The organism is Micromonospora sp. NPDC023888 (assembly GCF_040639415.1).
Lineage (GTDB): Bacteria > Actinomycetota > Actinomycetes > Mycobacteriales > Micromonosporaceae > Micromonospora.
The window spans coordinates 221,800-246,789 of sequence record NZ_JBEZZW010000005.1 but is presented as its reverse complement, the minus strand read 5'-3'; the positions used below and the strand labels follow the sequence as shown (position 1 = coordinate 246,789).

18 protein-coding genes and 2 pseudogenes are annotated in these 24,990 nt (G+C 69.1%); 7 read left to right on the top strand and 13 right to left on the bottom strand.

Going from position 1 to position 24,990, the window contains the following annotated elements:
• Positions 1-124: 124 nt before the first annotated feature.
• Complete coding sequence (locus AB0F61_RS06855; protein WP_357804095.1) at positions 125-859, bottom strand: SDR family oxidoreductase; 735 nt, start codon at positions 857-859, stop codon at positions 125-127.
• Positions 860-955: 96 nt separating this feature from the next.
• Positions 956-2,329 (bottom strand): peroxidase family protein, encoded by a 1,374-nt coding sequence (locus tag AB0F61_RS06850; RefSeq protein ID WP_357804092.1) that lies wholly within the window; start codon positions 2,327-2,329, stop codon positions 956-958.
• 598 nt (positions 2,330-2,927) lie between these two features.
• Here AB0F61_RS06850 and AB0F61_RS06845 point away from each other — a divergent pair.
• From AB0F61_RS06845 to AB0F61_RS06830, 4 genes are all read left to right on the top strand, one after another.
• Positions 2,928-3,539 (top strand): TMEM175 family protein, encoded by a 612-nt coding sequence (locus AB0F61_RS06845; protein ID WP_357804088.1) that lies wholly within the window; start codon positions 2,928-2,930, stop codon positions 3,537-3,539.
• 484 nt (positions 3,540-4,023) lie between these two features.
• Entirely contained in the window at positions 4,024-4,857 is an 834-nt protein-coding gene (locus tag AB0F61_RS06840) for a hypothetical protein (protein WP_357804086.1), read from the top strand.
• Between the two features lie 488 nt (positions 4,858-5,345).
• Positions 5,346-5,609 carry a hypothetical protein gene (locus tag AB0F61_RS06835; RefSeq protein ID WP_357804083.1) on the top strand — a complete coding sequence of 88 codons (264 nt, stop codon included), beginning with the start codon at positions 5,346-5,348 and terminating at the stop codon, positions 5,607-5,609.
• A 147-nt stretch (positions 5,610-5,756) separates the two neighbouring features.
• Positions 5,757-6,038 carry a hypothetical protein gene (locus AB0F61_RS06830; RefSeq protein ID WP_357804080.1) on the top strand — a complete coding sequence of 94 codons (282 nt, stop codon included), beginning with the start codon at positions 5,757-5,759 and terminating at the stop codon, positions 6,036-6,038.
• A gap of 97 nt (positions 6,039-6,135) precedes the next feature.
• Here the strand turns inward: AB0F61_RS06830 and AB0F61_RS06825 are convergent, their stop codons facing one another.
• Positions 6,136-8,844, bottom strand: a complete 2,709-nt coding sequence (locus tag AB0F61_RS06825; RefSeq protein ID WP_357804078.1) for an RICIN domain-containing protein — start codon at positions 8,842-8,844, stop codon at positions 6,136-6,138.
• Positions 8,845-9,409: 565 nt separating this feature from the next.
• Between AB0F61_RS06825 and AB0F61_RS06820 the strand changes: the two genes are divergently transcribed.
• Positions 9,410-10,540, top strand: coding sequence for a LacI family DNA-binding transcriptional regulator (locus tag AB0F61_RS06820; protein ID WP_357804075.1), 1,131 nt, complete (start codon positions 9,410-9,412; stop codon positions 10,538-10,540).
• Positions 10,541-10,713: 173 nt separating this feature from the next.
• Positions 10,714-11,058, top strand: a complete 345-nt coding sequence (locus AB0F61_RS06815) for a hypothetical protein (RefSeq protein WP_357804073.1) — start codon at positions 10,714-10,716, stop codon at positions 11,056-11,058.
• A 135-nt stretch (positions 11,059-11,193) separates the two neighbouring features.
• On the opposite strand, the gene AB0F61_RS06810 is transcribed toward AB0F61_RS06815, so the two are convergent.
• From AB0F61_RS06810 to tnpA, 5 genes and pseudogenes are all read right to left on the bottom strand, one after another.
• Positions 11,194-11,526 (bottom strand): cupin domain-containing protein, encoded by a 333-nt coding sequence (locus AB0F61_RS06810; protein WP_357804070.1) that lies wholly within the window; start codon positions 11,524-11,526, stop codon positions 11,194-11,196.
• Positions 11,453-14,236 (bottom strand): cation-transporting P-type ATPase, encoded by a 2,784-nt coding sequence (locus AB0F61_RS06805; RefSeq protein ID WP_357804067.1) that lies wholly within the window; start codon positions 14,234-14,236, stop codon positions 11,453-11,455. Before AB0F61_RS06805 ends, AB0F61_RS06810 begins: the two co-directional genes overlap by 74 nt.
• Before the next feature lie 104 nt (positions 14,237-14,340).
• Complete coding sequence (locus tag AB0F61_RS06800) at positions 14,341-15,342, bottom strand: nitroreductase (RefSeq protein ID WP_357804065.1); 1,002 nt, start codon at positions 15,340-15,342, stop codon at positions 14,341-14,343.
• A 38-nt stretch (positions 15,343-15,380) separates the two neighbouring features.
• Positions 15,381-17,786: a phosphoketolase family protein gene (locus AB0F61_RS06795; protein WP_357804062.1), complete on the bottom strand. Its 2,406-nt coding sequence runs from the start codon at positions 17,784-17,786 to the stop codon at positions 15,381-15,383.
• A gap of 373 nt (positions 17,787-18,159) precedes the next feature.
• Positions 18,160-18,575: pseudogene (tnpA, locus tag AB0F61_RS06790) on the bottom strand (IS200/IS605 family transposase).
• A 22-nt stretch (positions 18,576-18,597) separates the two neighbouring features.
• On the opposite strand from tnpA, the pseudogene AB0F61_RS06785 reads away from it, so the two are divergent.
• A pseudogene (locus AB0F61_RS06785) lies at positions 18,598-19,629 on the top strand (transposase); the annotation flags it as partial.
• A 209-nt stretch (positions 19,630-19,838) separates the two neighbouring features.
• Here AB0F61_RS06785 and AB0F61_RS06780 read toward each other — a convergent pair.
• The 5 genes from AB0F61_RS06780 to AB0F61_RS06760 all read right to left on the bottom strand — a co-directional run bounded on the left by AB0F61_RS06780 (position 19,839) and on the right by AB0F61_RS06760 (position 24,988).
• Entirely contained in the window at positions 19,839-20,873 is a 1,035-nt protein-coding gene (locus tag AB0F61_RS06780; RefSeq protein ID WP_357804059.1) for a magnesium transporter CorA family protein, read from the bottom strand.
• Between the two features lie 460 nt (positions 20,874-21,333).
• Positions 21,334-21,840, bottom strand: a complete 507-nt coding sequence (locus AB0F61_RS06775; RefSeq protein ID WP_357804056.1) for a flavodoxin domain-containing protein — start codon at positions 21,838-21,840, stop codon at positions 21,334-21,336.
• Between the two features lie 456 nt (positions 21,841-22,296).
• Positions 22,297-22,980: a DoxX family protein gene (locus tag AB0F61_RS06770; protein ID WP_357804053.1), complete on the bottom strand. Its 684-nt coding sequence runs from the start codon at positions 22,978-22,980 to the stop codon at positions 22,297-22,299.
• A gap of 123 nt (positions 22,981-23,103) precedes the next feature.
• Complete coding sequence (locus tag AB0F61_RS06765; protein WP_357804050.1) at positions 23,104-23,976, bottom strand: slipin family protein; 873 nt, start codon at positions 23,974-23,976, stop codon at positions 23,104-23,106.
• Between the two features lie 64 nt (positions 23,977-24,040).
• On the bottom strand, positions 24,041-24,988 hold the full coding sequence (locus AB0F61_RS06760) for a universal stress protein (protein WP_357804046.1): 948 nt from the start codon (positions 24,986-24,988) through the stop codon (positions 24,041-24,043).
• Between the last annotated feature and the right edge of the window lie 2 nt (positions 24,989-24,990).

The following is a 24,990-nucleotide window of genomic DNA, read 5'->3' as shown; positions in this document are numbered from 1 at the left end:
TGGCTTCGAGCGCCTCGGCAACAGCTGCACGCGGGCCGATACAACACCGGTATCCGAACGAAACCGCGCCTTGCCGGATCGCCGCCCGGACTCCGCCTCGGCTCGACCGCCCTTATGAACACGCCTAGCGGGTCAGCCAGTCGCGGTAGGTGGTCGTCGCGAGGACTGCGCCCTCCGGGGCGATCAGGACGTCGCCGGGCACCGCGCCGAACATGCCGGCGGCCGGGTCGAGGACGACCGTGCGCTTGTCCCCCTTGGCGGCCAGCGTGATCCGGCCCCACTCGTCGAGGGTGAAGACCTCGGGACCGGCCACGTTCCGGATGCCCTGCAGCGGCGCGCCCACGGCGACCTCGGCCACCGCCTTCGCGACGTCGGCCGACGCCATCGGCTGCACCGGCGTGCTTGGCAGCCGCACCGTGTCGCCGTCGGCGGTCCAGGACAGGATCGCGCCGGCGAACTCGAAGAACTGGGTGGCGCGGACGATCGAGTATGGCACCGGGCCAGCCTTCAGGATCTCCTCCTGCAGCACCTTGGCGCGGTAGTAGGCGAGGTCCGGCACCTGGTCCACGCCGACGATCGACAGGATCACGGCGTGGCCGACGCCCGCGCGCTGCGCGGCCGCCAGCAGGTTTTCCATGGTCGAGCGGAAGAAGTCGGCCGAAGCCTCGTCGAACGTCGGCGAGTTCGTCAGATTCAGCACGACGTCGGCGCCCTTGAGCCCGGCGTCGAGGCCCTCGCCGGTGAGCAGGTCCACGCCGTTGGACGGAGACAGCGGCACCGCCTCGTGCCCCTCGGCCTGAAGGATCTTGACGACCTGCGACCCGATGAGCCCGGTACCACCCAGTACGGCGATTTTCATGTCTCTCACACCTCTGTCTTGGTCGGGAGGCCGAGCGTTCACCCGGCTACGCCAGTTATGACCGGACGGCACCGCCGGTTGTGACTAGGGCGCGGGTCACACACCGGACGTATGCCGCTGAAGGGCGAGCAGGTCGGTCAGGCCGAAGCGTGCTCCAGCGGCGGGCAGGGTCGGCTGCCAGTCCGGTTCCAGGCTCAGGTAGCTAGCCGGGTCGGCGCGGAGCAGTCCGATCAAGACCTCCGCCACGATCCGGCCGCCGACTGGGCCGAGCCGGTCGCCGCCACCGCGGTGCTCGGCCTCCTTGAGGACGTAGAACCACAGCGGAGTGCCGTGCGGCCAGGCCTGCCCCAACTCGTCGGGGGTCAGCGGCGCTGCGCCAACCAGCCGGGCAACTGCCTCACCGCTGGGCAGCCCGGTGGTTCCGCCGCGCAGTAGGTCGCGTACCGCCAGCGAGCGGTAGGCGGCAGTGTCGACCACGCCGGTGACTCGCTCGGGCAGGCCGATAAGGCTGGCGGCGAGCCGGCCGTCGAGGCGTTTGGCGCGCTGCGCCGGTGGGTGGCCGGGAACATCGAAGATCTGCGCCAGATCCAGGCGCCGACCGGCGGGCAGCGGGCCGAACCCGACCAGATCGGGGAAGAGCGGCACCGCGGGACCGCCGTCGACGAGCCGGTAGGTGTGCCGGATCTGGCCGTGGCCGTAGCGGAAGGCCGCGTCGGCGAACTCCAGCGGAATGTACGCCTGCCCCGGCGGCGGCGCGAACCACCGGCCGCCCTCGGCGAGCACCTGCTCGACCAGGCTCGCCCCGACAAGCCTGGGCAGGAAGTCATGGACCACGATCCACTGGTAATGCCAGGTGAGTGTGACCCGCGCCCGGTCGAAGACGTCGGCCTCGGGAACGCCGCTCTCGCGCAGCAGGTCGACCACGTGGTTGTGCGCGTGCAGCAGCGCGACGTGCAGACTTAGCGCGAACAGATGCACGTCGTTGCGCGGATCGCCAATCAGGGCCACGCCCTGCCGATTGCGCGGCACGTCGCCGCCGTCCTCGCCGAGCAGGAACTTCGCCGGGTCGCCCACGTCGAACAGGTACGGCGAGCCGATCGGGCCGTCCGAGTACATGATCTCCAGGTTGAGCTTCGGGGAGCGCGCGTTGCGCAGCACCTCGGGGTCGACGCCGCCGGTGATGGAGGAACGGTCAGCGGTGATGTCGTGGGCGATCAGCTGGCCGAAGAAGGGCCACCCGGCGGCCTCGGTGGCGTCGTCGCCGTCCCGGTTCAACTGGTCCAGGACCGGGGCGGCGTCGCAGATCCCGCCGTCGCCACCCGCGCGCATCAGCAGCCCGGGGTCGGTGCCCAGCGGGCCCAGGCCCGGGAACATACGTCCGTAGCGGGCCGCCCCGGTGGGCCGGTCCACGGCGCGCACCAGGCTGAGGCAATGGTCGCGGGCGGCCACCCGGCTACCGCTTTCAGGCATCTCGATCTCCGTATCGTTCGGCCGGCCGTGAGCCGTCCGTCCTCCAGGGTCGCGCCAGCACCGAGAAGGCTGCGGAGGCCCGCCTCCTCGCGCTAGGCATCCGCCGGATTGAACAACCCGTCGATCGATACAGCGAGGGCGACGTCCGTCAACTCTCCCCTGGCGTTGCGCTCGATCCTGGTCAAGAAGGCGTCATCGCTGGGCCGGGAATTTCCTCTTCTCCACCCGGTACGCGGGTGAACACCAGCAAAGACACGGCAGCCCCGCGACCTGTGACACGCTGGCCGAGGTGTCTCAGGACACGTACGGGAGATGCGCTGTCACCACCCGCCCCGCTGTCCGGCCTCAGGAATTGAGCGGCTTCCGGCAAACGACGCCCACGCATCGGTCCGAACTCGTGTCGACGGGTTCGGGCGACCACAGCCCAATCTGGGTGTGGCAACGCTGCCGCCGCCTGTCACAGATTCCACGGCTGCCCGGTCGTGGACGGTGACGACACAGAACCGCAGCCGCGATCCTCCGCCGGCCACCACCAACAAGGACAGAATATGACAGCCTCGGATAAAGGGACCGCTAAAGGGGAAGGGACGACAGAGCGGTGAGGACCGGTCGACTCGAAGCCTTCAGCGATGGCGTGCTCGCCATCATCATCACGATCATGGTCCTCGAGCTGAAGGTGCCGGAGGACCACAGCCTCAGCGGCCTTCTTCACACGACCGGCATCGGGCTGCTGACCTATCTCCTCAGCTTCGTCTATGTGGGCATCTACTGGAACAACCACCATCACATGTTCCATCTGGTGAGGCAGGTCAGCGGCGGGGTGCTGTGGGCGAACTCGGCACTGCTGTTCTGCCTGTCGCTGTTCCCGTTCACGACAGCCTGGATGGACGAGTCGAGGTTCGAGCCGACCCCGGTCGTCATCTACGGCCTGAATCTGCTCGGCGCGGCCATCGCATACCGCGTGCTCCAAGCCGTGATCATTCGGCGGCAGGGACCGGACTCGCCGCTGAGGCGGGCCGTCGGCAGTGACCTCAAGGGCAAGCTCTCCCCCGCGCTCTACCTCGTCGGGATACTCAGCGCACTGGCGATCGACCAGGGCCGCATCGGCGTCTGGACTGCCCTGACGTGCTTCGTCGCCACGGCGATCAGCTGGATCATTCCCGACCGCCGCATTGACCGAGTAGTCCGCCAGCACGAGACCGCGGACTGAGGCGAGAGATTGACCGGCGCCTAGCGATCCTGTGGGCAACGGAGGGAACTTCGCGCGCTGCAAGGACCGGAGCGCACGCGGCCCGCATCCACGTCGCGATCGACAACGGGTCCGTCGCCCCTCGGCCCTCCGCCGGGGCGCAGCGCGCAGGTCCGGCCACAGCGTTCGGTGCCGGCTCGACAGGGCCATCACTGTGATCGTGGTAGATACGCCTGAGATCGTCACCGGGGGTAGGCCGCCGCTTCGATGCACAAGGATGACGGGCGGGGGCGGATGCCTAACCAACTCGACAACCGCATGTGGCCGCAGAAGGCACCCTTCGACGAGATAGCCGACCTGGTACCGACGCGGTGGGTGCGGACGCCGTCGCGGCGTCGAGTTTGTGCACGAGAACCTGTCCCAGGTATCGCCGAAGCGCCCGGCCCCTCCTCGGCGGTAACCTGTCGGGTTGACGCCGGGGCCGGCGGCGAAGCTAGGAGGCCGGATGGATCACGAAGCGACGAGCCGCGCGGTGTGGGAGGCGGATCGGACGATCGCCCGGCTGTGCGCCACGAGCTATGTGCAACAGGTGTTTCCCGAAGCGGTACGCCTCTGGGGCATGGACGGCGATCCGACCGAACCTGACGAGCTCGACGCGGTGTGGCGGATGCCGGGCGACGACGGCGAGCGGCTGCTCGTGGTCACCGCGCTGGCCGGCGAGTACGAGCTGCCGCGACGGCGTCTGCCGTACGGGACGACGGTGGTCGGCGGCACCCGCGACTATCTCCGCTACGCCGTCGACCGGCTCCGCGAGCACGGGCGCAACGACCTCGCCGGGGCGATCGAACAGGAGATGTACGCCGACCGCCTGTGGTATTTCGAACTTGCCGCCGCGGTGACCCTTGTGAACGGGGAGCACCGGGTGGAGGACGTCCGAGCCCGGCAGTACGACATCAGCGACGCCAGTCTGCTGCGCGCCCTGCTGACGGCGATTCGGGCCGGCGACCGCGACGCGATCGAGAAGCTACGCCAACCGTTCGGAGAAGATCTGCTCAAGGCTCTGGTCGAGGCGTACCCCTCGTTGGACACCTGGCCACAACGTGCCCACCTGGTGCGGGCAGTCTCCGGCCACCACGGTCCAGTGGTCACACCGGTGATGGCAGCCATTCTCGACATCCCGGACGACGCGGGCGGATCGGGCGACCCCGACATGGCACGGGAGGTCCGGGCCATCGCGCTGAACGCGCTGGAGGCCGGCGGCTCTGCGGAGCGGTTCATGCGCTACTACGAGGACGATAAGGCCGCCGCCGCCGCGATTGCCCGGTACCGGGCCGGATAGCCGCCACGCTCCCGCGCCACGCACCATCAAGGCCGCTACCCCGCTCGTCGGCCCGCTCGCCACCGTCGGCATCGGACCCCTCAGGCGCCCCCGGCTGCCCTAGGTCGGCGGCATTCCGGGTGCGCGGCGCGTTCTCCCCAGTGCGCCGGTCAGCCCCTGGCGGCCGGCGCCGGATCGGCCTGCGGTCCGCTCGGGCTGGCCGCCGACTGGGTAGGGCTGGCCGCCGGTTGCGGTGACCGCTTTGATGCCTTCAGCGGCGAAGACGTGATCAAAGGTGGCGGTGTGCCGGCCGTCGCGGTCGCGGATCGGGAATCGCCACGCGCCGCTCCGCTCGCCCAGGTCCATGGTCAGGTTGCAGGCTTGCGGGGGCACCGACCAGTGCCGGGCAGATCGTAAGCTGTGGTTGGGTGGTTGGGTAGGTGCTGCGGAGATGCCGCAAGAGCTCGGCCGCCGACGCGAGGTCCCGAAGGCGAGGAAGGGATCAGCACATGAGCGAGAATCAGGGCCTCACTCCGCTGCGCTACGACCAGACAGGTCTGCGAGGAAAGCTCGCCCAGGTCCTCGTCGAGGAACCCACCGATGAAATCGACTGGCCCGCCGGCCTACCGGCCGGGATCGAAACGGTTGTCGTCCTTGACGATGAGCCAAACCCCCATCACACCTTGCGGGTGCACCCGCCGGACGAGCCCACGCGCATAGCCTTGGTCGCGTTCGACCAGTTGACGCTCTGCGAGAATTTGTCGGAGAGGTGAGGACGATGGACCCGCGACGCATCGAGCTCAACCGTCGGCACAGCCGGGAAATGGGTCTGCTGTTCGGAGCATTCCTCGACGCTCATCCAACTGTCGAGTCCGAGGTTGACGGTGCCCAAATGACCGCAGACCAGGAGGCCGCGTGGAGTGCCTACAGCGCTGAGCTTCTCGGTCGACATCGAACCGAGCGATCCGCACTCGCGACCGAGCTCGAAGCCGAGCAGCGACGGCGCCACGCGCCAGCATGACCCGGATCCGCCGCGCTGCCTCGACCGTTGTCGGTCAAGGCAGCGTCCGCACCCGCAGAACCGCCCGTATCTGGACCGGCTCTTCACGTTGCTGGACGCACGGATTCCGAGTGACGTCACGCCGTACCTCCACGCGCTGCACCGCGACGGCGCCTACAGCACCGCCCTCAACGGGACGTGATCTACTCGGGCGCGGGAGCCCCCGCGCCCGAGTAGACCTCACAACGACCGTCAGACGGTCACCGGCGGCCGAACTTGACACTCACCTCTGCCACTGGTCAGGCGGGTACGAACTGCCACTGCTGGTTGGTCCCGCCGTTGGCGGTCCACTGCACGACCTGCGCCCCGTCGCTGGTCGAGGCACCGGAGACGTCGGCTGCCAGTCCGCTGCTGCGGGCGACGATGGTGTAGTAGCCGTCACCGGTGGGCCGCAGGTACCACATCTGGTTGGTGCCGCCGTTTGCCGACCACTGCTGTAGTTGCAGGCCCGTCGTGGTGCTGCCGGCGTTGACGTCGAGCACCTTTCCGGAGGCGGTGTAGCGCAGGGTGTACGCGTCCTGCGTGGTGCTGATCGTCCAGGTGGGGGTGCCGCTCTGCTGGACCGCCTTGGCACCGTCGGCGGTGGAGTTGCCGGCGATGGCGAGGGGCTTGCCGCTGTTGCGGTTGACGATGCGGTAGGTGCCTGCTGCGGGCCCGGTTCCGCCGCTTCCACTGAGGTTGAGGTACTCGACCGAGTCGGTGAAGACGGTGCTGCCGGACTTCGTGGTCGACAGTTGCAGGTACACGCGGCTGCCGGTGGCGGGGGTGGTGAAGGACACCGGCTGGGTCACCCGCGAGCCGAGCGGGACGGTCAGGGTCGTGCTGCCGGACGCGACGACCGCGCCGGTGGGGCTGTCGAGCCGGGCGGTCCAGGCGAAGCCCACCGACGTGTTGGTGAAGTCGTCGTTGAACACGGTGATGTTGCGGGTCACCGTGGCGTTGCGGGCGTAGCTGGGTACCGCCTGCGGCAGCGGGAAGGTGCCGTTCGAGTCCGAATTGCCGGAGGCTGACCAGTACGGGAGGTCGACCGCGGCCACCGGGTTGAACGCCGCCTGCACGCGCTGGATCTGCGGGTTGCTCCACGGGTCGGGCAGGTTGTCCGCTCCGTAGATCGGGTGACCGCCCTCCTCCGGGGTGAAGTCGGTGGACCGCACGCCGGGCACGACGCTGGCCCAGGCGGACAGCAGCGTGTACGGACGCAGGTCGGTGGCGCCCTTGCCGCGCTTGGCCAGCGTTGCCGTGGCGAACCACTCGAAGCCCTGCTTGTTGTTGCATGCCGGCCAGATGAACTCGCCCTCGCCGTCGGGCCGCCCGTTCACGCTGACCAGGCCCTCCCCGTACCTGCCGAAGCCGTCGACGTAGTGCGGGATCACCGCGAAGTTGGCGTACGTCATCCCGGGATACAGGCTGACATTGTTGCCGACGCCCACCTCGACAATGATCGGCCGGGTGCCGTCGGCGCCGTTCATCGCCGCGTACAGGTCCTTCTCGAACTGTTCGGAATCCTGGCCGCTCTGGTTCGGCTCGTTGTTCTGACTCCAGCGGATGATCGCGGGGTGGTTGCGGTCGCGCAGGACCAGCGCACGGGCGTGGTTGATCATATTCTCGCGCCCGACGGAGTTCTGCCACTCCTGCGAGGATTGGGAGCCGCGAATCGCGACCTCGTCAATGATCATCAGGCCCATCTCGTCGGCGACATCCAACATGTACGGGCTTCCGGGCTCCTGGTGGATGCGCACCACGTTGTAGTTCAGCCGCTGGTAGTTGTCCACCGCCTGCGGCCAGCCGCCGTTGCCGGACGACGGGGGCAGGAAGCCGGGCAGGGTGTGGTACGCGTCGCCCTTGCCGCCGTTGTTGATCCGGTCATAGTCGCCACCCTGAAGGTTGTCGCCGCGGAAGTTCACGCGCACGCCATTGAGGTAGTAGTAGTCACCGTTCTGGGTGGCCTCCCGGAACCCGAACCGGTACTCGGCGTCGCTCGTCCGGCCGTCGTCGGTGGCGGCATGCACCGTCAGCCCGTGCAGCTGCGCCCGGTACCCCGACCGGTACGGCACGTTGGGCCACCAGTACGAGGTGCTGTCGAGGTTCCACGCGACCGGCCCGACGGTCACGGTCGCGGTCGAGCGGGCCGCCACGGTGACCGTACGGCTGGGCAGTGCCGGGTAGCTGAAAGCCGTTCCGTTCTTGGACGACAGCGACCCGGTCAACGTCACCGACCGGGAACTGCCCGACGTGTTACGCACCGTCACGTCGTAGGTCAGCGTCTTGTTCGCCACCGACGTACGCACGAATGTGTCGCTGACGTACACCGCCGGGTACACCCGCAGGAACGCGGACCCGAAGATCCCCTGCGGGATCGCCTCTGACCACGTGGCGGCGTCGGGCACCAGGTACCGGCCGTTGGATGCCTTCAACGCGCCGCGGCCCTTCACGTTCACCGTGATCGTGTGGGTGGTGCCGGGCGCCGCGTATGCGCTGATGTCGAAGTTCGACGGGGTGAACGCGGTCGTCTGGGTGGCGACCACCCGGCCGTCGACCGACAGTGTCGCCTGGTGGTTGACGGCGCCGAACTCGATCCAGGTCGACTGCGGCTGCCCCGAGTCCGGCACCGTGATGCTGCGCGAGTACACCGCCTCGTTCACGTCGGTGAAGCCCTGCTTGTACCAGCCGCCACCGGGCACCGTGATCGAGGTCGCCGCCCGGCCCGCGGGCGTGAAGCTCCACGTCCCGGCCAGGTCGACCGAGGCGACCGCGGCGTTCCCGGCCGCCACACCGTCAACACCGGCGGCCGCCACGGCCCCCATCGCGCCCGGCGCGGCCAGGGCCGGCTCGGGGGTCGCCAGGGGCAGGCCGCCCAGCGTCAGGGTCAGGCCGAGCGCCACGGTCGCGGCAAGCCCTCTGGCCGACGCCGACAATCGGCCACCCCAGTGGACGTTCGTACGATGCACGGTTACCTCCTGTGACTCATCCGCCAGCTCCGCAACACCGGTTCAGGGCACGGCCTCAAGGCCGATACTCGAATCGATTCGACAAATCTGCCGGCGTCGCCGACCACCCGGGAAGGGTGGCTGCGGCCCAAATACATACACATGTATTAATGGGTGCGTCGGGCGTGAAGTCAAGGTTTCAGGACGGTTACTTCCTGCTCCTGACGCCTCGCAGGCTTCGAGTGGCCGCCGATGAGTACGGCCCTTCTGGAGCGCTAGGGCATCGCGCCCAGGTATTCCGTATCGCCGACCCAGCGACGCGGCGCCGACCGAATAGCGAACCGATTCGCCTCTGCGACGCCCGGCCGCTGACACGCTGAAGGCGTGGACAGCAGCACTGTGGTCTTCGGTGGAGTCGGCGGGCGGCCCGGCTTGATTGTTCGGTTCGAAACGGGAGTTAGGGTGCTGGTAAGGAACGTGCTTCGCCAGCGTCACGGGCGGGTTGCGGGCTCTTAACGGTGAGTGTCTGATCGCGTAGACATGACTGCGCAATCATACAGGACTATGGCCGGCGATGGGAGGTGCCATGACGCGACTGGCGAGGCCGGGCGGAAGCCCTCCGACGCCGCGCAGCGTGGACGTCGCGCGGCTGGCCGGCGTCTCCCAGAAGACGGTGTCCAGGGTCCTCAACGACGAGCCGTATGTCTCGGCCGACGTGCGCCGGCGGGTCCTGGACGCCGCCGAGGAACTCGGCTACCGGCGCAACCAGGCGGCCCGGGCGCTGGCCTCCGGGCGGACCCGGTCGATCGGCGTGGTGACGCTCGGCAGCGCCTTGTACGGGCCGGCGTCGTGGCTCATGGGCATCGAGCGGGCGGTCCGGGAGGTGGGCTACACGCTGCGGGTGTCCACCACGATGGAGGGCGACCCGGGCGGCATCGCGAGCGCCCTGGCGTCGCTGCTGGACCAGGGCGTGGACGGCGTCGTCATCTCCGAGCCGATCGACGAGGGCGTCGGCCTCATCAGCGTGGACGTGCCGGTCCTGGTCCTCGGCGCGCCGCCCACCTTCACCGCGCCGCAGGTGGTGACCGCCAGGGTCGGCGCGGGCCGGCTCGCGCGGGCCGCGACCGAGCACCTGCTGGAGTTGGGGCACGCGACCGTCCATCACCTGGCCGGCCCGCAGCGGTGGTATTCGGCACGGGACCGTCTCGCCGGCTGGCGCGAGGCGCTGCGAGCCCACGGCGCGGACGAGCCGCCGGTCGTCGAGGGCGACTGGTCGGCCGCGTCCGGCTACGCGGCGGGCCGGGAACTGGCCGGCGACGGCACCGTGACCGCGGTGTTCGCCGCGAACGACGACATGGCGATCGGTCTCATCCGCGCGCAGCTCGAGGCCGGGCGCCGGGTGCCCGAGGACATCAGCGTCGTCGGGTTCGACGACATCCCGGTCGCCGCCTACGTCACTCCCCCGCTCACCACCGTGCGGCAGCCGATCGACGCGCCCGCGCGGCAGGGCCTCGCGCTGCTGGTACAGGTCATCGAGAAGCCGGACGTCGAGCTTCCACCGGCGGCCGACCAACCGGTCGAGCTCGTCGTCCGCGCCTCGACGGCGCCACCACCGCCCCGGCCGATCCCGGGACGTGGCCGCCGAGCGATCCCCCATGCCCTCGGTGGCCCGCACGGTCAGCCCGCCGGCACCGAAGTCCCATCCATCCAGCCCTGATCAGCGTCAATCCGTTCACCTACGGCGGCACGTCACCCGAGGCCCGCACCGGCCGTCGCTGACGAGCGGCGGTAGCACCCGCGCGGACGCGCACCTCTCTCGATACCCCCTGTCCCCAGCACTCCGTTGCCCGGCGCGCCGGTCCCCCCCTGTCCTTTTGATGGGACTTCGCCATGTCCACATCGTCCCCACAGTTCCCGGTAAGCCGTCGAACCTTGCTCGCCGCGGCCGGAGCGGTGTCGTTGAGTGCCGCGCTGGCCGCGTGCGGCGGCGACGGCAGGGGCGGCGGTACCTCCGCAGTCGCGGCGGTGAGCCAGGTCGACATCGACAAGGCGATGTCGACCGCGACCGAGCTGACGTTCTGGGCCTGGGTTCCGGAGATCGCGCAAGAGATGGCGCTGTTGGAGCAGAAGTACCCGGCCGTCAAAGTCAGGTGGTCAACGCCGGTCAGGGCGCCCCGGACGAGTTCGCCGCCGCGGCCCGCAAGCTCCATGCCGCCAACCCGAACGTCTACCTGACCAACTGTGCCGTACGTCCGCCGTGCACCAGGCCCGGCTGCGGCGACAACGCGCGACAGGTACCTCCAGTGGGCGCTGATGAATGGCCGGTAGGCCCTGCACTACGGCGGTGGGATGGGCGGTGAAGCGGGCCGGTCATGGGTGCTTAGCGACAGTGAGCAGCACCGTGGCGTCTTCGAGCGCTTCCAGCGTGTGCCGGCGATCCGGCACGATCAACAGATCACCAGATGCGCCGTCCCAGGACGTTTCGCCAGCGCCGAGCCGGACCCGGCCGTGCAGGACGTGGACCGTGGCCTCGCCGGGGTTCTCGTGTTCGCTGAGCATCTGACCGACGGTCAGCGCGATCATCGTCTGGCGGAGTTGGTGCTCGTGTCCACCGTAAACGGTGGAGCTGCTACGGCCGCTGGAGGCGATCTGCGCGAGTTCGAGCTGCTGGCGGGCCAGTGCGGTCAGGGAGATTTTCTGCATGAGAGTTCCTGTCAGTCTCGTCGTACGGGTTCTCGTGACCCACCCGGCCGCTTGAGGTCGACTCCGGGGCTTCGGGAAGGGCCCCGCTGACCTTCGCTGCTGGTGGCGGGGCCGAGTGGATGCGGTGGTCGAGGCGGATGGCCGCGTAGCCCAGGACGGACACGGCCGTCACGATCAGCAGGTCGGTGACGGTGACCGGTTCGGTGCCGAGCAGCTGACGCAGCGGCGGAGCGTAGATGGCGGCTAGTTGCAGCAGCAGGGCGGCGCCGACGGCGGCGAACAGCATGGGGTTGGCCGCGGTGCCGGGGCGAGCGCGTGATCCGAGGGCCACAGCGAGTTGGGTGAGGCCCAGAGCGAGGAACGTCAGGGTCTGCCACGGCCGGTCGGTGGTGTGCGCCCACACGCCGACGCCGATCGTGACGGCGGCGATGACCGCCGCGACGCGCAGGACGCGTTGCCACAGTCCGGCGCCGAGGACAGTTTCAGCCGGTGGGCGTGGGGGCTTGCGCATGGCGTCGGGGTCGGCGGGTTCGCTGCCCATTGCCAGGCCGGGCAGGCCGTGGGTGAGCAGGTTGATCCAGAGGATCTGGGCTGGGAGCAGCGGCAGGGGCAGGCCGACGAATGGCCCGATGAGCATCACGGCGATCTCGGCGGCACCGCCGGACAGGGCGTAGAGCAGGAACCTGCGGATGTTGGCATAGACGCGGCGGCCCTCCTGCGCGGCGGCGACGACGGTGGCGAGTTCGTCGTCGGCGAGGACCAGGTCGGCTGCTTGGCGGGCGACTTCGGTGCCGCGCTTGCCCATGGCCACGCCGATGTCGGCGCGATGCAGTGCCGGGCCGTCGTTGACGCCGTCGCCGGTCATCGCGACGACCTCACCGGCGGCACGCAGGGCGTCGATGATGGCGACCTTCTGCTGCGGGGTGGCACGGGCGAAGACCCGCACGCCGCGGGTGGCTGCCGGGCCGGGATCGGTGGTACGACAGTCCACCGCCGTCCCGCCGGCGTCGATGATGTGCAGTTCAGTGGCGATGGCGGTGGCGGTGGCGGGGTGGTCACCGGTGATGAGGACCGGAGTGATGCCGGCGTCGCGGCACGCCGCGATGGTGGTTGCGGCAGACGCGCGCGGCGGGTCGAGGATCGCCACCAGGCCCAGTAGTCGCAGGCCGTGCTCGTAACCTGCGTCGTCGCCGGGCATGGTGTCGCGTTCGGCCTGGGCCACGGCGAGGACGCGGTATCCCTGGCGGGCGAGGGTGTCGGCGCGGTCGGTGGCCTGACGCAGCACGTCGGGGTGGTCGGTGATGATCGCCGGCTGCAGCAGCGCCTCCGGGGCCCCTTTGCAGATGATCCGTATGCGGCCGTCCGCCAACCGGTGTGCGGTGCTCATCCGTTTGCGGTCACTGTCGAATGGCGCCTCACCATGCCGGGGCGACGTCTGGTGCAGTGCGTCGGCGTCGATGCCGAGCTTGCCGCCGGCGGTCAGTAGCGCCGCTTCGGTGGGATCACCGACCGCCATCCAGTCGTCGTTGTCGGGGCTGGGCGCTCGCAGCGACGCGTCGCTGCAGAGCACGGCCGCCCGCATCAGCTCCACGAGGTCGGGAGCCTGGTCGTCGGCGTGGTCGGCGACGATGGCCTCGCCGTCTCGGTGGATCCGCCCGTCCGGAGCGAAGCCGAACCCGCTGACCGAGGCGTCCCCGTGTGGGGTCCACAGCTGCCGGACGACCATGGTGCCTTCGGTGAGGGTGCCGGTTTTGTCGGTGGCCAGGATCGTCACCGATCCGAGGGTCTCCACCGCCGGCAGCCTGCGAATCACGGCATGGCGGGCGGTCATCCGGCGTGCGCCCAGCGCCAGGCTGAGGGTGACCACGGCCGGCAGTGACTCCGGTACGGCGGCCACCACCAGGCTGATCGCGGTGACGATCATCAGCTGCAGCGGTTGTCCGCGGACCAGACCGAGGGCCAGGACCAGCCCGCAGAGCAACAGCGCGCTGACAGCGAGTTGGCGGCCAACGCCGGCCAAGCGACGCTGCAGGGGCGTCCGGCCTGGGCTGGTGACCATCATGGCGGCGATGTGGCCCATCGCGCTGGCCGCGCCGGTCGCGGTGATGACGGCACGTCCGCGGCCCCGGACGACGACCGTGCCCGCCGATACGACTGCCGACGCGGCTGGCGTCGAGTCCGCTTCGGTAGCGGCGAGGAATTTGTCGACGGGCGCGGATTCTCCGGTCAGCGCCGCCTCGTCCACGAGCAGCACGACCGATTCCACGAGGCGGGCGTCCGCCGGTACGACGTCACCTTCGGCCAGGACCAGCAGATCGTCAATGACGAGGTCCGCGGCGGGAACCTCGCGTTGCCGGGCGTCGCGGACCACCCGGGCGGCCGGGGCGGTCAGCGCGGACAGGGCGGTGATAGCCCGCTCCGCCTTGATCTCCTGAAGCACGCCCACGGTGGTGTTGACGGCGATGACCAGCAGGATGACGGCCGCGTCGGTGAAGTCGGCAGTCGCCAGGGTGAACCCGGCCGCGGCGAGCAGGACCAGCACCAGCGGGTCGCGCAACTGCGTGGCGATCCTTCGCCACAGCGGTGTGGGTTGCGGCGTCGGCAGCACGTTGCCGCCGTCACGCGCCAACCGCGCGGCGGCATCGCCCGACGACAGGCCGCCGGCGTCGGCCGAGGCGGGGCGCAGATCGAGGTTCGACCGTGGTTCCACGCCCACATCCGATACGACAGGCGTCTTGGATACGGTCATTGTGGTTCGCCGCCTTCTTCAATCGTGGTGACAGCCTCGCGGGGCCGGTGGTGCGCGACGGCTGGTCAGGCCCGCTCGATGACCTGTTCGGCGGGGATCCGCGGGGTGTGCGGAGCGGCGGTGCCGGCCGGGTCCGCGGTCGTGAAGCGCAGCACGAGCTGCGGGTGGCCCAGGTCGGCCAGCAGACGCCGCAGATGCTCACGGGTGACGGCCACTTCGATGGTGGCGCTCAACGGCAGGACGGATACCCCGAGTTCGGTGGCGGTGAGCCAGGCGGCGGAGAGCGTCTCGCCGGCGCGAAGCCAGTCGAGCCTGCCGTCCTCGAGCCCGTAGAGAATCGCGAACGTGGCGGCGTTCTCGTGCCCATCGGAGATGGGCAGGTCCCCGTAGTGGCCGAAGTCGCGGCCGGGCACGGTCGTCTGCGAGGCACGATCACCGATGGCGGAGTCCGGAATGCCGGTGCCCAGCGGCCGCGTTCCGCCGGTCCAGTAGGCAAGCTCGGCCTGCCAGGCGACCTCGTCAGCCTCGGTGCGCTGAGCGTGATCGACGGCGGTTGCCAGGTCGTACACCTGGTCGGGTTGGAGCAGATGTAGGTGAGCGCCGGCGGATTCGACGGCCGTGACGATGGTGTGCAGCTTGCCGGCGGCGACCGGGTCACTCACGACGGGCCTGCGGTCGGTGTGCCGTAGGGCGATGGTGTGCAGATGGCGTACCGCGGCCGGGGTTACCGGTATTCGGTGGTCGATGCGTACCTGCGCGAGGTGATCGGGGTGCGCGGGGTTGGGCAGACGGGTGACGAGCGTGTGCCAGCCGGCTGCGGCGAGGCTGACCAGAGCATGGTGCAGCGCGGCACCGCAGCTCAGGACGGCGAGGCGGGAGTCGGGGTCGGTGATCTCGAGGCCCCGGCTGTGATCGAGGTAGAGGTGCAGCTCGTTGCCGGTCACACGCCACCGCCAGGGCTGTGTGTTGTGGATCGACGGGGCGTGCCCCGCCGTTGCGGCGGCGGCGGACAGCGCCCGGGCCTCGGCGCGGGTGTCGGCGGCCCGGATGGAAGCGTCAGTGCTCATGGTCGGATCTCCTTCTGCGTGATTGGACGTTCGGCCGGTCAGGGCGTGCGCGGCCACACCCAGTCGCGGATCTCGGGCAGGTCCTCACCGGTACGCCGCACGTAGGCGCGGTGCTCGGCGCGCTTGTCGACCATCTGCTGACGCAGGACGGCTGCCTTACGGCCCAGGCCGGGAACCCGGTCGATGACGTCCATGACGAGGTGGAAACGATCCATGTCGTTGACGACGAGCATGTCGAACGGTGTCGTTGTGGTGCCCTCCTCCTTGTAGCCCCGCACGTGCAGGTTGTGGTGGTTGGTGCGCCGGTAGGTCAGCCGGTGGATCAGCCACGGGTAGCCGTGGTAGGCCAATATGACCGGCCGGTCGGTGGTGAAGATGGCGTCGAACTCCGGGTCGGGCAAGCCGTGCGGGTGCTCGGAGTCGGGCTGTAGGCGCATCAGGTCGACGACGTTGACCACCCGCACCCTGAGGTCGGGCAGGTGGTGGCGAAGCAGGTCGGTCGCGGCGAGGATCTCGTAGGTCGGTACGTCCCCGGCGGCGGCGAGAACCACGTCGGGGTCGCCGTCGTCGTTGCTCGCCCAGTCCCAGATGCCGAGGCCGCGGGCGCAGTGCAGGGCGGCGTCGTCCATGTCCAGCCAGGTGGGGGCGGGTTGCTTGCCGGCGACTATGACGTTGACGTAGTCGCGGCTGCGCAGGCAGTGATCGGCCACCGAGAGCAGGGTGTTGGCGTCCGGTGGCAGGTAGACCCGGACGACTTCGGCCTTCTTGTTGACGACGTGGTCGATGAAGCCGGGGTCCTGGTGGGAGGTGCCGTTGTGGTCCTGGCGCCAGACGTGGGAGGTGAGCAGGTAGTTGAGCGACGGCACGGGTTTGCGCCAGCCGAGGTGCCGGGTGGTCTTGAGCCACTTGGCGTGCTGGTTGAACATCGAGTCGACGATGTGGATGAAGGCCTCGTAGCAGGAGAACAACCCGTGCCGGCCGGTCAGCAGGTAGCCCTCGAGCCAGCCCTGGCAGGTGGTCTCGGAGAGGATCTCCATGACCCGGCCGTGCCGGTCCAGGTGCTGGTCCACCTCGTCGACCCGGGCCTGCCACGCCTTGCCGGTGGTGCCGAGGACCGCACCGAGCCGGTTCGATTCGGTCTCGTCCGGGCCGACGAGGCGGAAGTTGCGGTATTCGACGTTCGCTGCCATGACGCCGCGCAACCACCCGCCCAGCACCCGCGTCGCCTCGGCGGTCTCACCGGCCTTGACCGCATAGTCGCGGAAGTCGGGCAGCTCCAGGTCCCGGGGGAACCGTCCGCCGTTGGTGTGCGGGTTCGCCGACATGCGCAACTCACCCCGGGGCAGCCAGTCGACCACCCAGGACTGCGGCGCGCCGTCGGCGTCGAACAGTTCCTCGGGCCGGTACGAGCGCATCCACGTGGTGAGTGCGTCGAGGTGGGCGGCGTCGTCGCGGGCCGCCGTCAGCGGGACCTGGTGGGCACGCCACGTCCCCTCCACCTGCAGCCCGTCGACGACCTGAGGGCCGGTCCACCCCTTGGGGGTACGCAGCACGATCATCGGCCAGCGGGGCCGATCGGTGAACCCAACCTCGCGGGCGGCCCGCTGGATGTCCGCGATCTCGTCGAAGACGACGTCGAGGGTGGCGGCGAGGATCTGGTGGACGGTGGTGGGGTCGTCGCCGGCGACGAGGTAGGGCTTGTGGCCGTACCCCTCGAGAAGTTTGCTGAGTTCGTCGTCGCCGATGCGGGCCAGGACGGTCGGGTTGGCGATCTTGTAGCCGTTGAGGTGCAGGATCGGCAACACGGCACCGTCACCGACCGGGTCGAGGAACTTGTTCGAGTGCCACGACGCGGCCAGCGGCCCGGTCTCGGCCTCACCGTCGCCGATGACGCACGCCACGACCAGATCAGGGTTGTCCAGGGCCGCGCCGTAGGCGTGCGACAGCGAGTAGCCCAGTTCACCGCCCTCGTGAATCGACCCTGGCGTCTCCGGCGCGACATGGGACGGAACGCCGCCAGGGAAGGAGAACTGGGTGAACAACCGCTGCATACCGTTCGCATCCTGCGATATCCGCGGATAGATCTCCGAGTAGGTGCCTTCCAGCCAGGTGTTCGCGACCAGCCCGGGGCCGCCGTGGCCGGGCCCGGTCACGTAGATGACCTCCTGTCCACGGGCGGCGATGATCCGTGACAGGTGGGCGTAGAGCAGGTTCAGTCCGGGAGTCGTGCCCCAGTGCCCCAGCAGCCGCGGCTTGACCTGCGCCGGTTGCAGCGGCTCGCGCAGCAGCGGGTCGCCCATCAGATAGATCTGCCCAACCGACAGGTAGTTCGCCGCCCGCCAGTACGCGTCGATGCGTTGCAACTCGTCGGAACCCAACGGCTCCCCCGCCGCCACGTGGAAGGCGGATGCGGTGCCCAAAGGTGCGGTGCGGGTCGCGGTCATCAGGACCGCCGCCTTTCTTGTCGATAGCGAAACATTGCGGTACGCCGTACATGACGACGGTCTACCGAAGGCGCGAGGCGGTCATGCGGACCACCGTCAGGGCAGGTCCCGGCCAACGCTTTGCCATTGACCATTGGCGCGATGCCACGACTGATCGGTGCAGCGGGGACGGGAGCGCCGCGCTGCTCTCGGAGAGAGCCGAGCTCGCCGATGCTGCTCAGCTTGTGCTCGCCACCGCCAGATCGTCAGGGCCAGAAGACCCCTTATGCCGGGCCGTTCTCCTCCGGCTGCTACCGAAATGCGTGCTAGTGCACCGCCCTTCAGGGCGGTGGTGAAAGCCCGCGCGGGAGGGCCGTCAAGGCCCGAGCGTGCCCTAGGCCGGACGGTTCTGTTGCTCGATGTACTGCCGCAGGACGCTCAGGGGTGCCCCGCCGACGGAGCCGGCGAAGTACGACGCCGACCACAGGCGGTTGGCGCGGTAGTAGTGGTGGACGAGGTCAGGGAACTCTTGGCGCAGCCGCCGGCTGGACACACCCTTGAGAGAGTTGACCAGCTTCGCCAAGGCGACCTTGGGCGGGAAGTTCACCAGCAGGTGGACGTGGTTCTCCTCGCCGTTGAACTCGACCAACTCGGTGTCGAAGTCGGCGCACACCGTCCGCATGATGTCCTCCATCCGCTTGAGGTGTTGGTCAGAGAAGACTCGGTGCCGGTACTTGGTCACGAAGACCAAGTGGGCGTGCAACGCAAAGTGCAGTGTCTACCAGTGCGGACGTCTCCGAGATCAGCCATAGACCAACGCTAGACTCGACGCGTGCAGCTTCGGTACAACTACCGGCTCTACCCGGATGCCGCCCAGCGCGAGGCGCTGGCGAAGGCGTTCGGGTGCGCGCGGGTGGTGTTCAACGACGGGCTGCGCGTGCGACAGGAAGCACACGAGGCTGGCCTGTCGTACCCGACGGACGCCGAGCTGTCCAAGCGGGTTACCGTGGCCAAGTTGACCCCGGAGCGGGCGTGGCTGGGCGAGGTGTCATCGGTGGTGTTGCAGCAGGCCCTCGCGGACCTGAACAAGGCCTACCGCAACTTCTTCGCCTCGCTGTCGGGCAAGCGCAAGGGTCGCAAGGTCGCCTCTCCCCGGTTCCGGTCCCGCAAGGACAGCCGGCAGGCCGTCCGGTTCACCGCCAACGCCCGGTTCAAGGTCCTCGACAACGGTCGACTGCGGCTGCCGAAGATCGGCGATCTGGAAGTCCGTTGGTCGCGGGAGCTGCCGGCTGCGCCGACGTCGGTGACGGTGGTCCGAGACGCCGCCGGCCGGCACTTCGCCTCGTTCGTGGTGCAGACCGCCGACCAGCCGTTGCCCGAGCTGAACTCGGAGGTCGGCATCGACCTGGGGTTGACGCACTTCGCAGTGATGTCCGACGGGACGAAGGTGACCGCGCCGAAGTTCCTGCGCCGGGCAGCCCGCAAGCTGCGCCGGTTGCAGCAGGGCTTGTCCCGCAAGCAGCGGGGCAGCAACAACCGCAAGAAGGCCGTCCGGAAGGTCGCCCGCGCGCACGCGAAGGTGGCCGACACCCGGCGGGACTGGCAGCACAAGCTTTCGACGCAGATCATCCGCGACAACCAAGCGGTGTTCGTCGAGGACCTGTGCGTGACCGGTCTCGCCCGGACACGGTTGGCGAAGTCGGTGCACGACGCTGGGTGGTCGCAGTTCGCGGCCATGCTGGAGTACAAGGCCGCCCGGCACGGGCGCACCTTCGCCCGGGTAGACCGGTTCTTCCCGTCGACCCGCATGTGCTCGGACTGCGGCCGGATCAACGACAAGATGGCGCTCAACATCCGGACGGGGGGCTGCCCATGCGGCAGCCTGCACGACCGAGACGTGAACGCCGCCAAGAACATCAGGGCCGCCGGACGGGCGGACCTCAACGACCGTCGAGCGCAGATAAAGACCGGCACCCGTGCCGGCACCGCGCAGGGAAGCGGTAACCCGCCGGGAGCTTGCCCCTTCGGGGGTGTAGCAGACCGGAATCTCCGCCCTTCAGGGCGGAGAGGGCGTCAAAGCCAGTCCTTGCGTTTGAAGACCCCGTACAGGCCGGCCGAAAGCGCCGCGATCAAGACTGTGGAGGCCAGCACTCCCCCTTGGGAGCCGAATCCGGGGTACGGCAGGTTCTGGCCGTAGAAGCCGGTCACCGCAGTCGGGACGGCGATGATCGCCGCCCAGCTGGTCACCTTCTTCATGATCAGATTCATTTGGTTCGCCTGGATCGTCAGGTTCGTTTCGACTGTCGTCGCGACGAGGTCGCGCAGAGACTCGGTCCACTCGGTGACCCGCAGGACGTGGTCGTAGACGTCCTGGTAGTACGGCGTCATCACCTCGTCGACGACATGCAGGTCCCGACGCAGCAGGCTGTTGAGGACCTCCCGCATCGGCAGCACCACCCGACGCAGCACAACAAGGTCGCGACGCAGCTCGAAGGAGCGCCGCTGCACGGCCTGGATCTGCGCTCGGCGCTGGCCGAACAGCAGCTCCTCCAGCCGCTCGATGCCCTCGTCGAGCTGCTCGACCGCGCGGAAGTGCCCGTCGACGATATGGTCGAGCAGGCCGTGGAGCAGGAACGCGACGCCGTGACCGGCAAGATCGGCCGAGGAGTCCCAGCGGGCAAGGACCGGCGTCATGTCGAAGCCCTCGTCCTTGCGCACGGTGATCAGCGCCTGGTCGGTCAGGAACACGGCTATCTCACTGGTACGCAGCCGGATGCCCGGTGACTCGATCTTGACCGCGTAGGCACTGATGAACAGGTGCGTGGCGTACCGGTCGAGCTTCGGGCGCTGCGACTCCTGGAGGGCGTCCTCGACGGCGAGCTCGTGCAACCCGAACTGGGTGTCGACCATCTCGAAGTCGCCAGCGGTGGGCCGACACAGATCGAGCCACACCACGGACGTCGGGTCGGTGAGATGTGCGGAGATCTCAGCGACCGAAAAGTCCCGCGCGACGCAAACGCTGTTCTCGTACAACCGGGTGCGGACGCGGGACTCTGGTCCGGTCGGGTCGCCCACATCATCGGGCACGGCCTCGGCAACCGCAGTCATCGCAGCAAGCTCCGGGATGTCCGGGCCCTGTCCCCCGCGATCGCGCCGGGAGAGATCCCCACGACGGTCATCCGCTCTGCGCCTGTCCCCACGTCGCCGCCTCCTGTCTCACCTCGTTGCCGGAACGTTTCAAGCTCGGCCCGACCGTCGTGCGCGACTCAACCGTGCCCCGGGAAGCGGCGTGTCGGACAGGGCCACAAGACCCGAACGTTCCACCGGCCTCCCGCGGCCCCTCCGGGCTTTTGGCCCTGACGTCGGCTGCTCGCGCACCGACGGGGGCGCTGAAACGCTGCCGTCCGTCCCGCTGATGGACTTGCTCTCGCGCCTGACAGCCCGTAACGACGGTGGTGGGCGAAGCGCCACCGGGGTCCAGAGCGACATCCGCAACACGCGCCGTTGACCAGGCGCGTGCGATGCACGGGGTGTTTCTTTGCGGCAGGAATGCCAGGTGTCGGAGGGCTTACCCGGCGACGGACTGTCGCAGTTCAGCGGCGATCCGGCCAGCCCAGGTGTCGATCTCCGACCAGTCCCGGAAGTCGCCGACCGCGACATGTAAGGCCATGACCATGGCCCTCTCCGCGAGGCCGAGGCGGTGACGGTCGAGACGACCGGCGAAGACGCGATGATCGCGTGCGTGCACGGACGCGACGATGCCACTGACCTCGGCCGGCGCCCCAACGGGCTTGGGCGGATCACCGATCGGGCCGCTGGAGAACAGCCACACCGAATGCGGTGGGTTCGACGTGATCCGCTCGGCCGCGCTGCGGGCCTCTTCCAACCAACGTCCCATATAGACCGCGCTCCCCAGCACCAGTCCGTCGTAGGAAGTCGCGTCCGTGACCTCTGCCGCAGCGGCGACATCGACGACGGAACCGGACGGCAATCCGCCCAGTAGGGCGGTCGCGATGTGAGCGGCGATCTCTGCAGTGGATCCATGCTTGCTTGCGGCGGCGACGAGAACCCTCATGGCTGACAACCCTTTCCTTGAACTGGTAGGCCGGCGGTTGCCGTACCCAATGGCGAGATCGCGGCTACGTAACCGCACGCGCGGTGGCCCCGCTACGTCCTCCCGAGCACGGTGGTGGTCATCAGCTGGTAGAACAGCTCGGGCTGTTGGAACAGCGTGCGGTGACCGCTCCCCGTGGGGTCGCCCAAGCGGCTATCAGGCCGTACAGACTGGCGGCGGCGACTGCCGCGGCGGCGCCGATGCCGGTCCCACCAGCCGGGCACGACTACAGGCGGCTCATGCTGGAATTGGTCGCTCAGAATGGGACCTCGTTCAGCGACAAAGTCGGCATCGGGCCCTGATCAGTCACCCGGGCCGGAGCAACACTGTGAGCCTCCGCCCGAAGCGCTGTCGCCGGGCGCCGGAGGCCGGGCGCTGCGGGCCACCGCGACATCGGGTGACCCGCAGCAGTTCTGGCTACTTGAGCCAGGTCGCGTTACGGACCAGCGGGGTGGCCGACCACGCCTTGCCGAAGCCCAGGGTGTTCCCGGCACCGAGCAGGGCCAGGACGATCAGGATGGCCGCGTAGATGAGGTGGTCGTCCATGAACGGGTTGCTCGACGGCGGCAACACCGCTGCCCACATCATGACGACCAGGATCGCGCCGCCGACAGCAGCCAGCCGCATCCCGATGCCGAGGATCAGCGCCGTGCCGATGGCTAGCAGCGCGCCCATGAACAGCACGTTGGTGACAGCGTTGCCGGCGATGGCGGTGAAGAAGCCACTGAACGGGCCCTCGGAGCCGCCGAGGAAGCCCGCGGTGGGGCTACCGCCGTTGAGCCAGGACCGCGCCGACGGGGTGGCGAATCCCCACCCGAACAGCTTGTCCAGGAAGGCCCAGAGGAAGACCCAGCCCAGCGCGATCCGAATGCCCGCCAGCAGGTAACGGGCCGCCACAGCGGAGCGGCTCTCGGCACCGGGTAGTGCCGCCGACGACTCACGACCGGTGGCCCGGGCATCGACGTCTACAGAATGCTGGCCGTGGGCGGTCCGGCGGGCCGCGGTGTCGGGCACGGCGACGGCCAGGGGCCCGGTCGGTGGCATTGTGGGGCCGGCTGCGGTAGGGGTGGCGGCGTTGTGGTTCCGGGCGATGTCGACCATCGCACTCACATTCCTTCTTGGGCTTTGGTGCGGTGTCCCGCCGGGCGTGCGCCCGATGGGTCGGCTGACTGAGCCCGGCCGTCGTCCGTTGTTGCGAGTGATGGCGACCAGACCGATGGTCTTCTACGGGGTGGCGTCGGCGAGCTGGGCCTTGCCGTTGGGTGTGGGCTGGGCAGGCCGCGGCTGGTCAGGAGCTGGCAGGGCTGTCACGCTTGACGGGGTTGCGGCGGCGGCCGCGTTTTCCCGGGCGAGGAACGAGCCCAGCTCGCCGATGGTGGACATCAGCGGGGCGGGAAAGACGACTGTGGAGTTCTTGTCGACGCCGAGCTCGACGAGGCTCTGCAGGTTGCGAAGCTGCAGGGCGAGCGGGTGGGCCATCATGATGTCGGCGGCGGTGCCGAGGGCGTCGGCGGCAAGCGCCTCACCTTCCGCGGCAATGATCTTGGCGCGCTTTTCCCGCTCGGCTTCGGCTTGGCGGGCCATCGCCCGTTTCATGCTCTCGGGCAGTTGAATGTCCTTGAGTTCGACCAGGGTGACGGCGACGCCCCATTCTTCGGTGGCGACGTCGAGGATCTCGCGGATGTTGAGGTTGATGCGGTCGGTCTCGGACAGCGTCTCGTCGAGGGTGTGCTGGCCGACGACCTTGCGCAGCGTGGTCTGGGCGATCTGGTTGATGGCGGCTTCGACGTTCTCGATCGCCACCACCGACTTGACCGCGTCGGTGACGCGGTAGTACGCGACGGCGGAGACGTCGACGCTGACGTTGTCACGGGTGATGATGCCCTGCGACTGGATCGGCATCGTGATGATGCGCAGGCTGACCCGGTGCAGCACGTCGACGATCGGGATGATCGCGGTAAGCCCGGCCTTCTTGACGCCGATGACCCGTCCGAGCCGGAACAGCACCCCCTGCTCGTACTGCTTGACGACCTTGAGGGACAGCGCCAGCAGCAGCACTGCCAGCGCCACGCCGATGATCCAAATGGTGGTGGTCATGATGCGTTTCCCCTTGCTGGCACCGGAAACCCGGAGCCGTCTGCGTGCAGGGATGAGCCGGTGATCAGTGCTTGCCGGCGTGGATGACCGCCACCGGCCCGTGGGCATGGTGAACGAGCGCGCCGCTGACCGAGCCGAGCAGCAGCGCGGCGAAGCCACCGCGGCCACGACAACCGACGACGGTCAACGCCACGTCACGGGACGCGTCGACCATGCTGTGCTCGGCGTTGAGGCTGCGGATCGGCCGGGACTGCACGTCCACGTGCGGGTGGCTGGCCTGCACGGTCTCGGCGGCGTCGGCGAGGATCTGCTGAGCTTCCTGCTCGGCGGCGCGCTCCGCGGCGGCCTGCGCGTCGACATCGTTGCCGGCGAAGCGCTCCCACAGGCCGGGCCAGTAGACATGCGCGAGGATCAGCGGCACCTGCCGCTGGTCGGCTTCGGTGGCCGCGAAGTCCCGGGCCGCGTCCGCGGCCGGTGAACCGTCGAGGCCGACCAGCACCGGACCGAGGGCAGGCACAGGCAGGTCCGGCTGCTCGGGGCCACGCTCGATGACGGTGTCTGCGACCGGGGGCCGGACCACGATGACCGGGCCGTGGGCGTGCGCGGCGAGCTGCGCCGAGACGGAGCCGAGCAGCAGTTCAGCGAAGCCGCCGACGCCACGGGCGCCCACCACGGTCACCGCAGCGGTGCGCGACTGCTCAACGAGCACCGACGCGGCGCCGCCGGCGATCCGCTGGCACTGCACCTCCCCCAACTCCGGGTTTTGCTTGTGCAGCCGCTCGGAGGTGTCGCGCAGCAGTACGTTGCCGGCCTCCTCGTCGCCCTGATCCACGCCGCCCAGGTAGGGATCGGACATCATGGTCGGTCCGAAACCGTAGAACGGGGTGAGGTTGCCCGACACCAGCCGCAGCTCGGCTCCCCGGCGGAGCGCCAGGGTGGCGGCGTACTCGGCGGCCGCCATGCTGGACGGCGAGCCGTCCAGCCCTGCCACGATGAGCGGAATCTGGGACATGA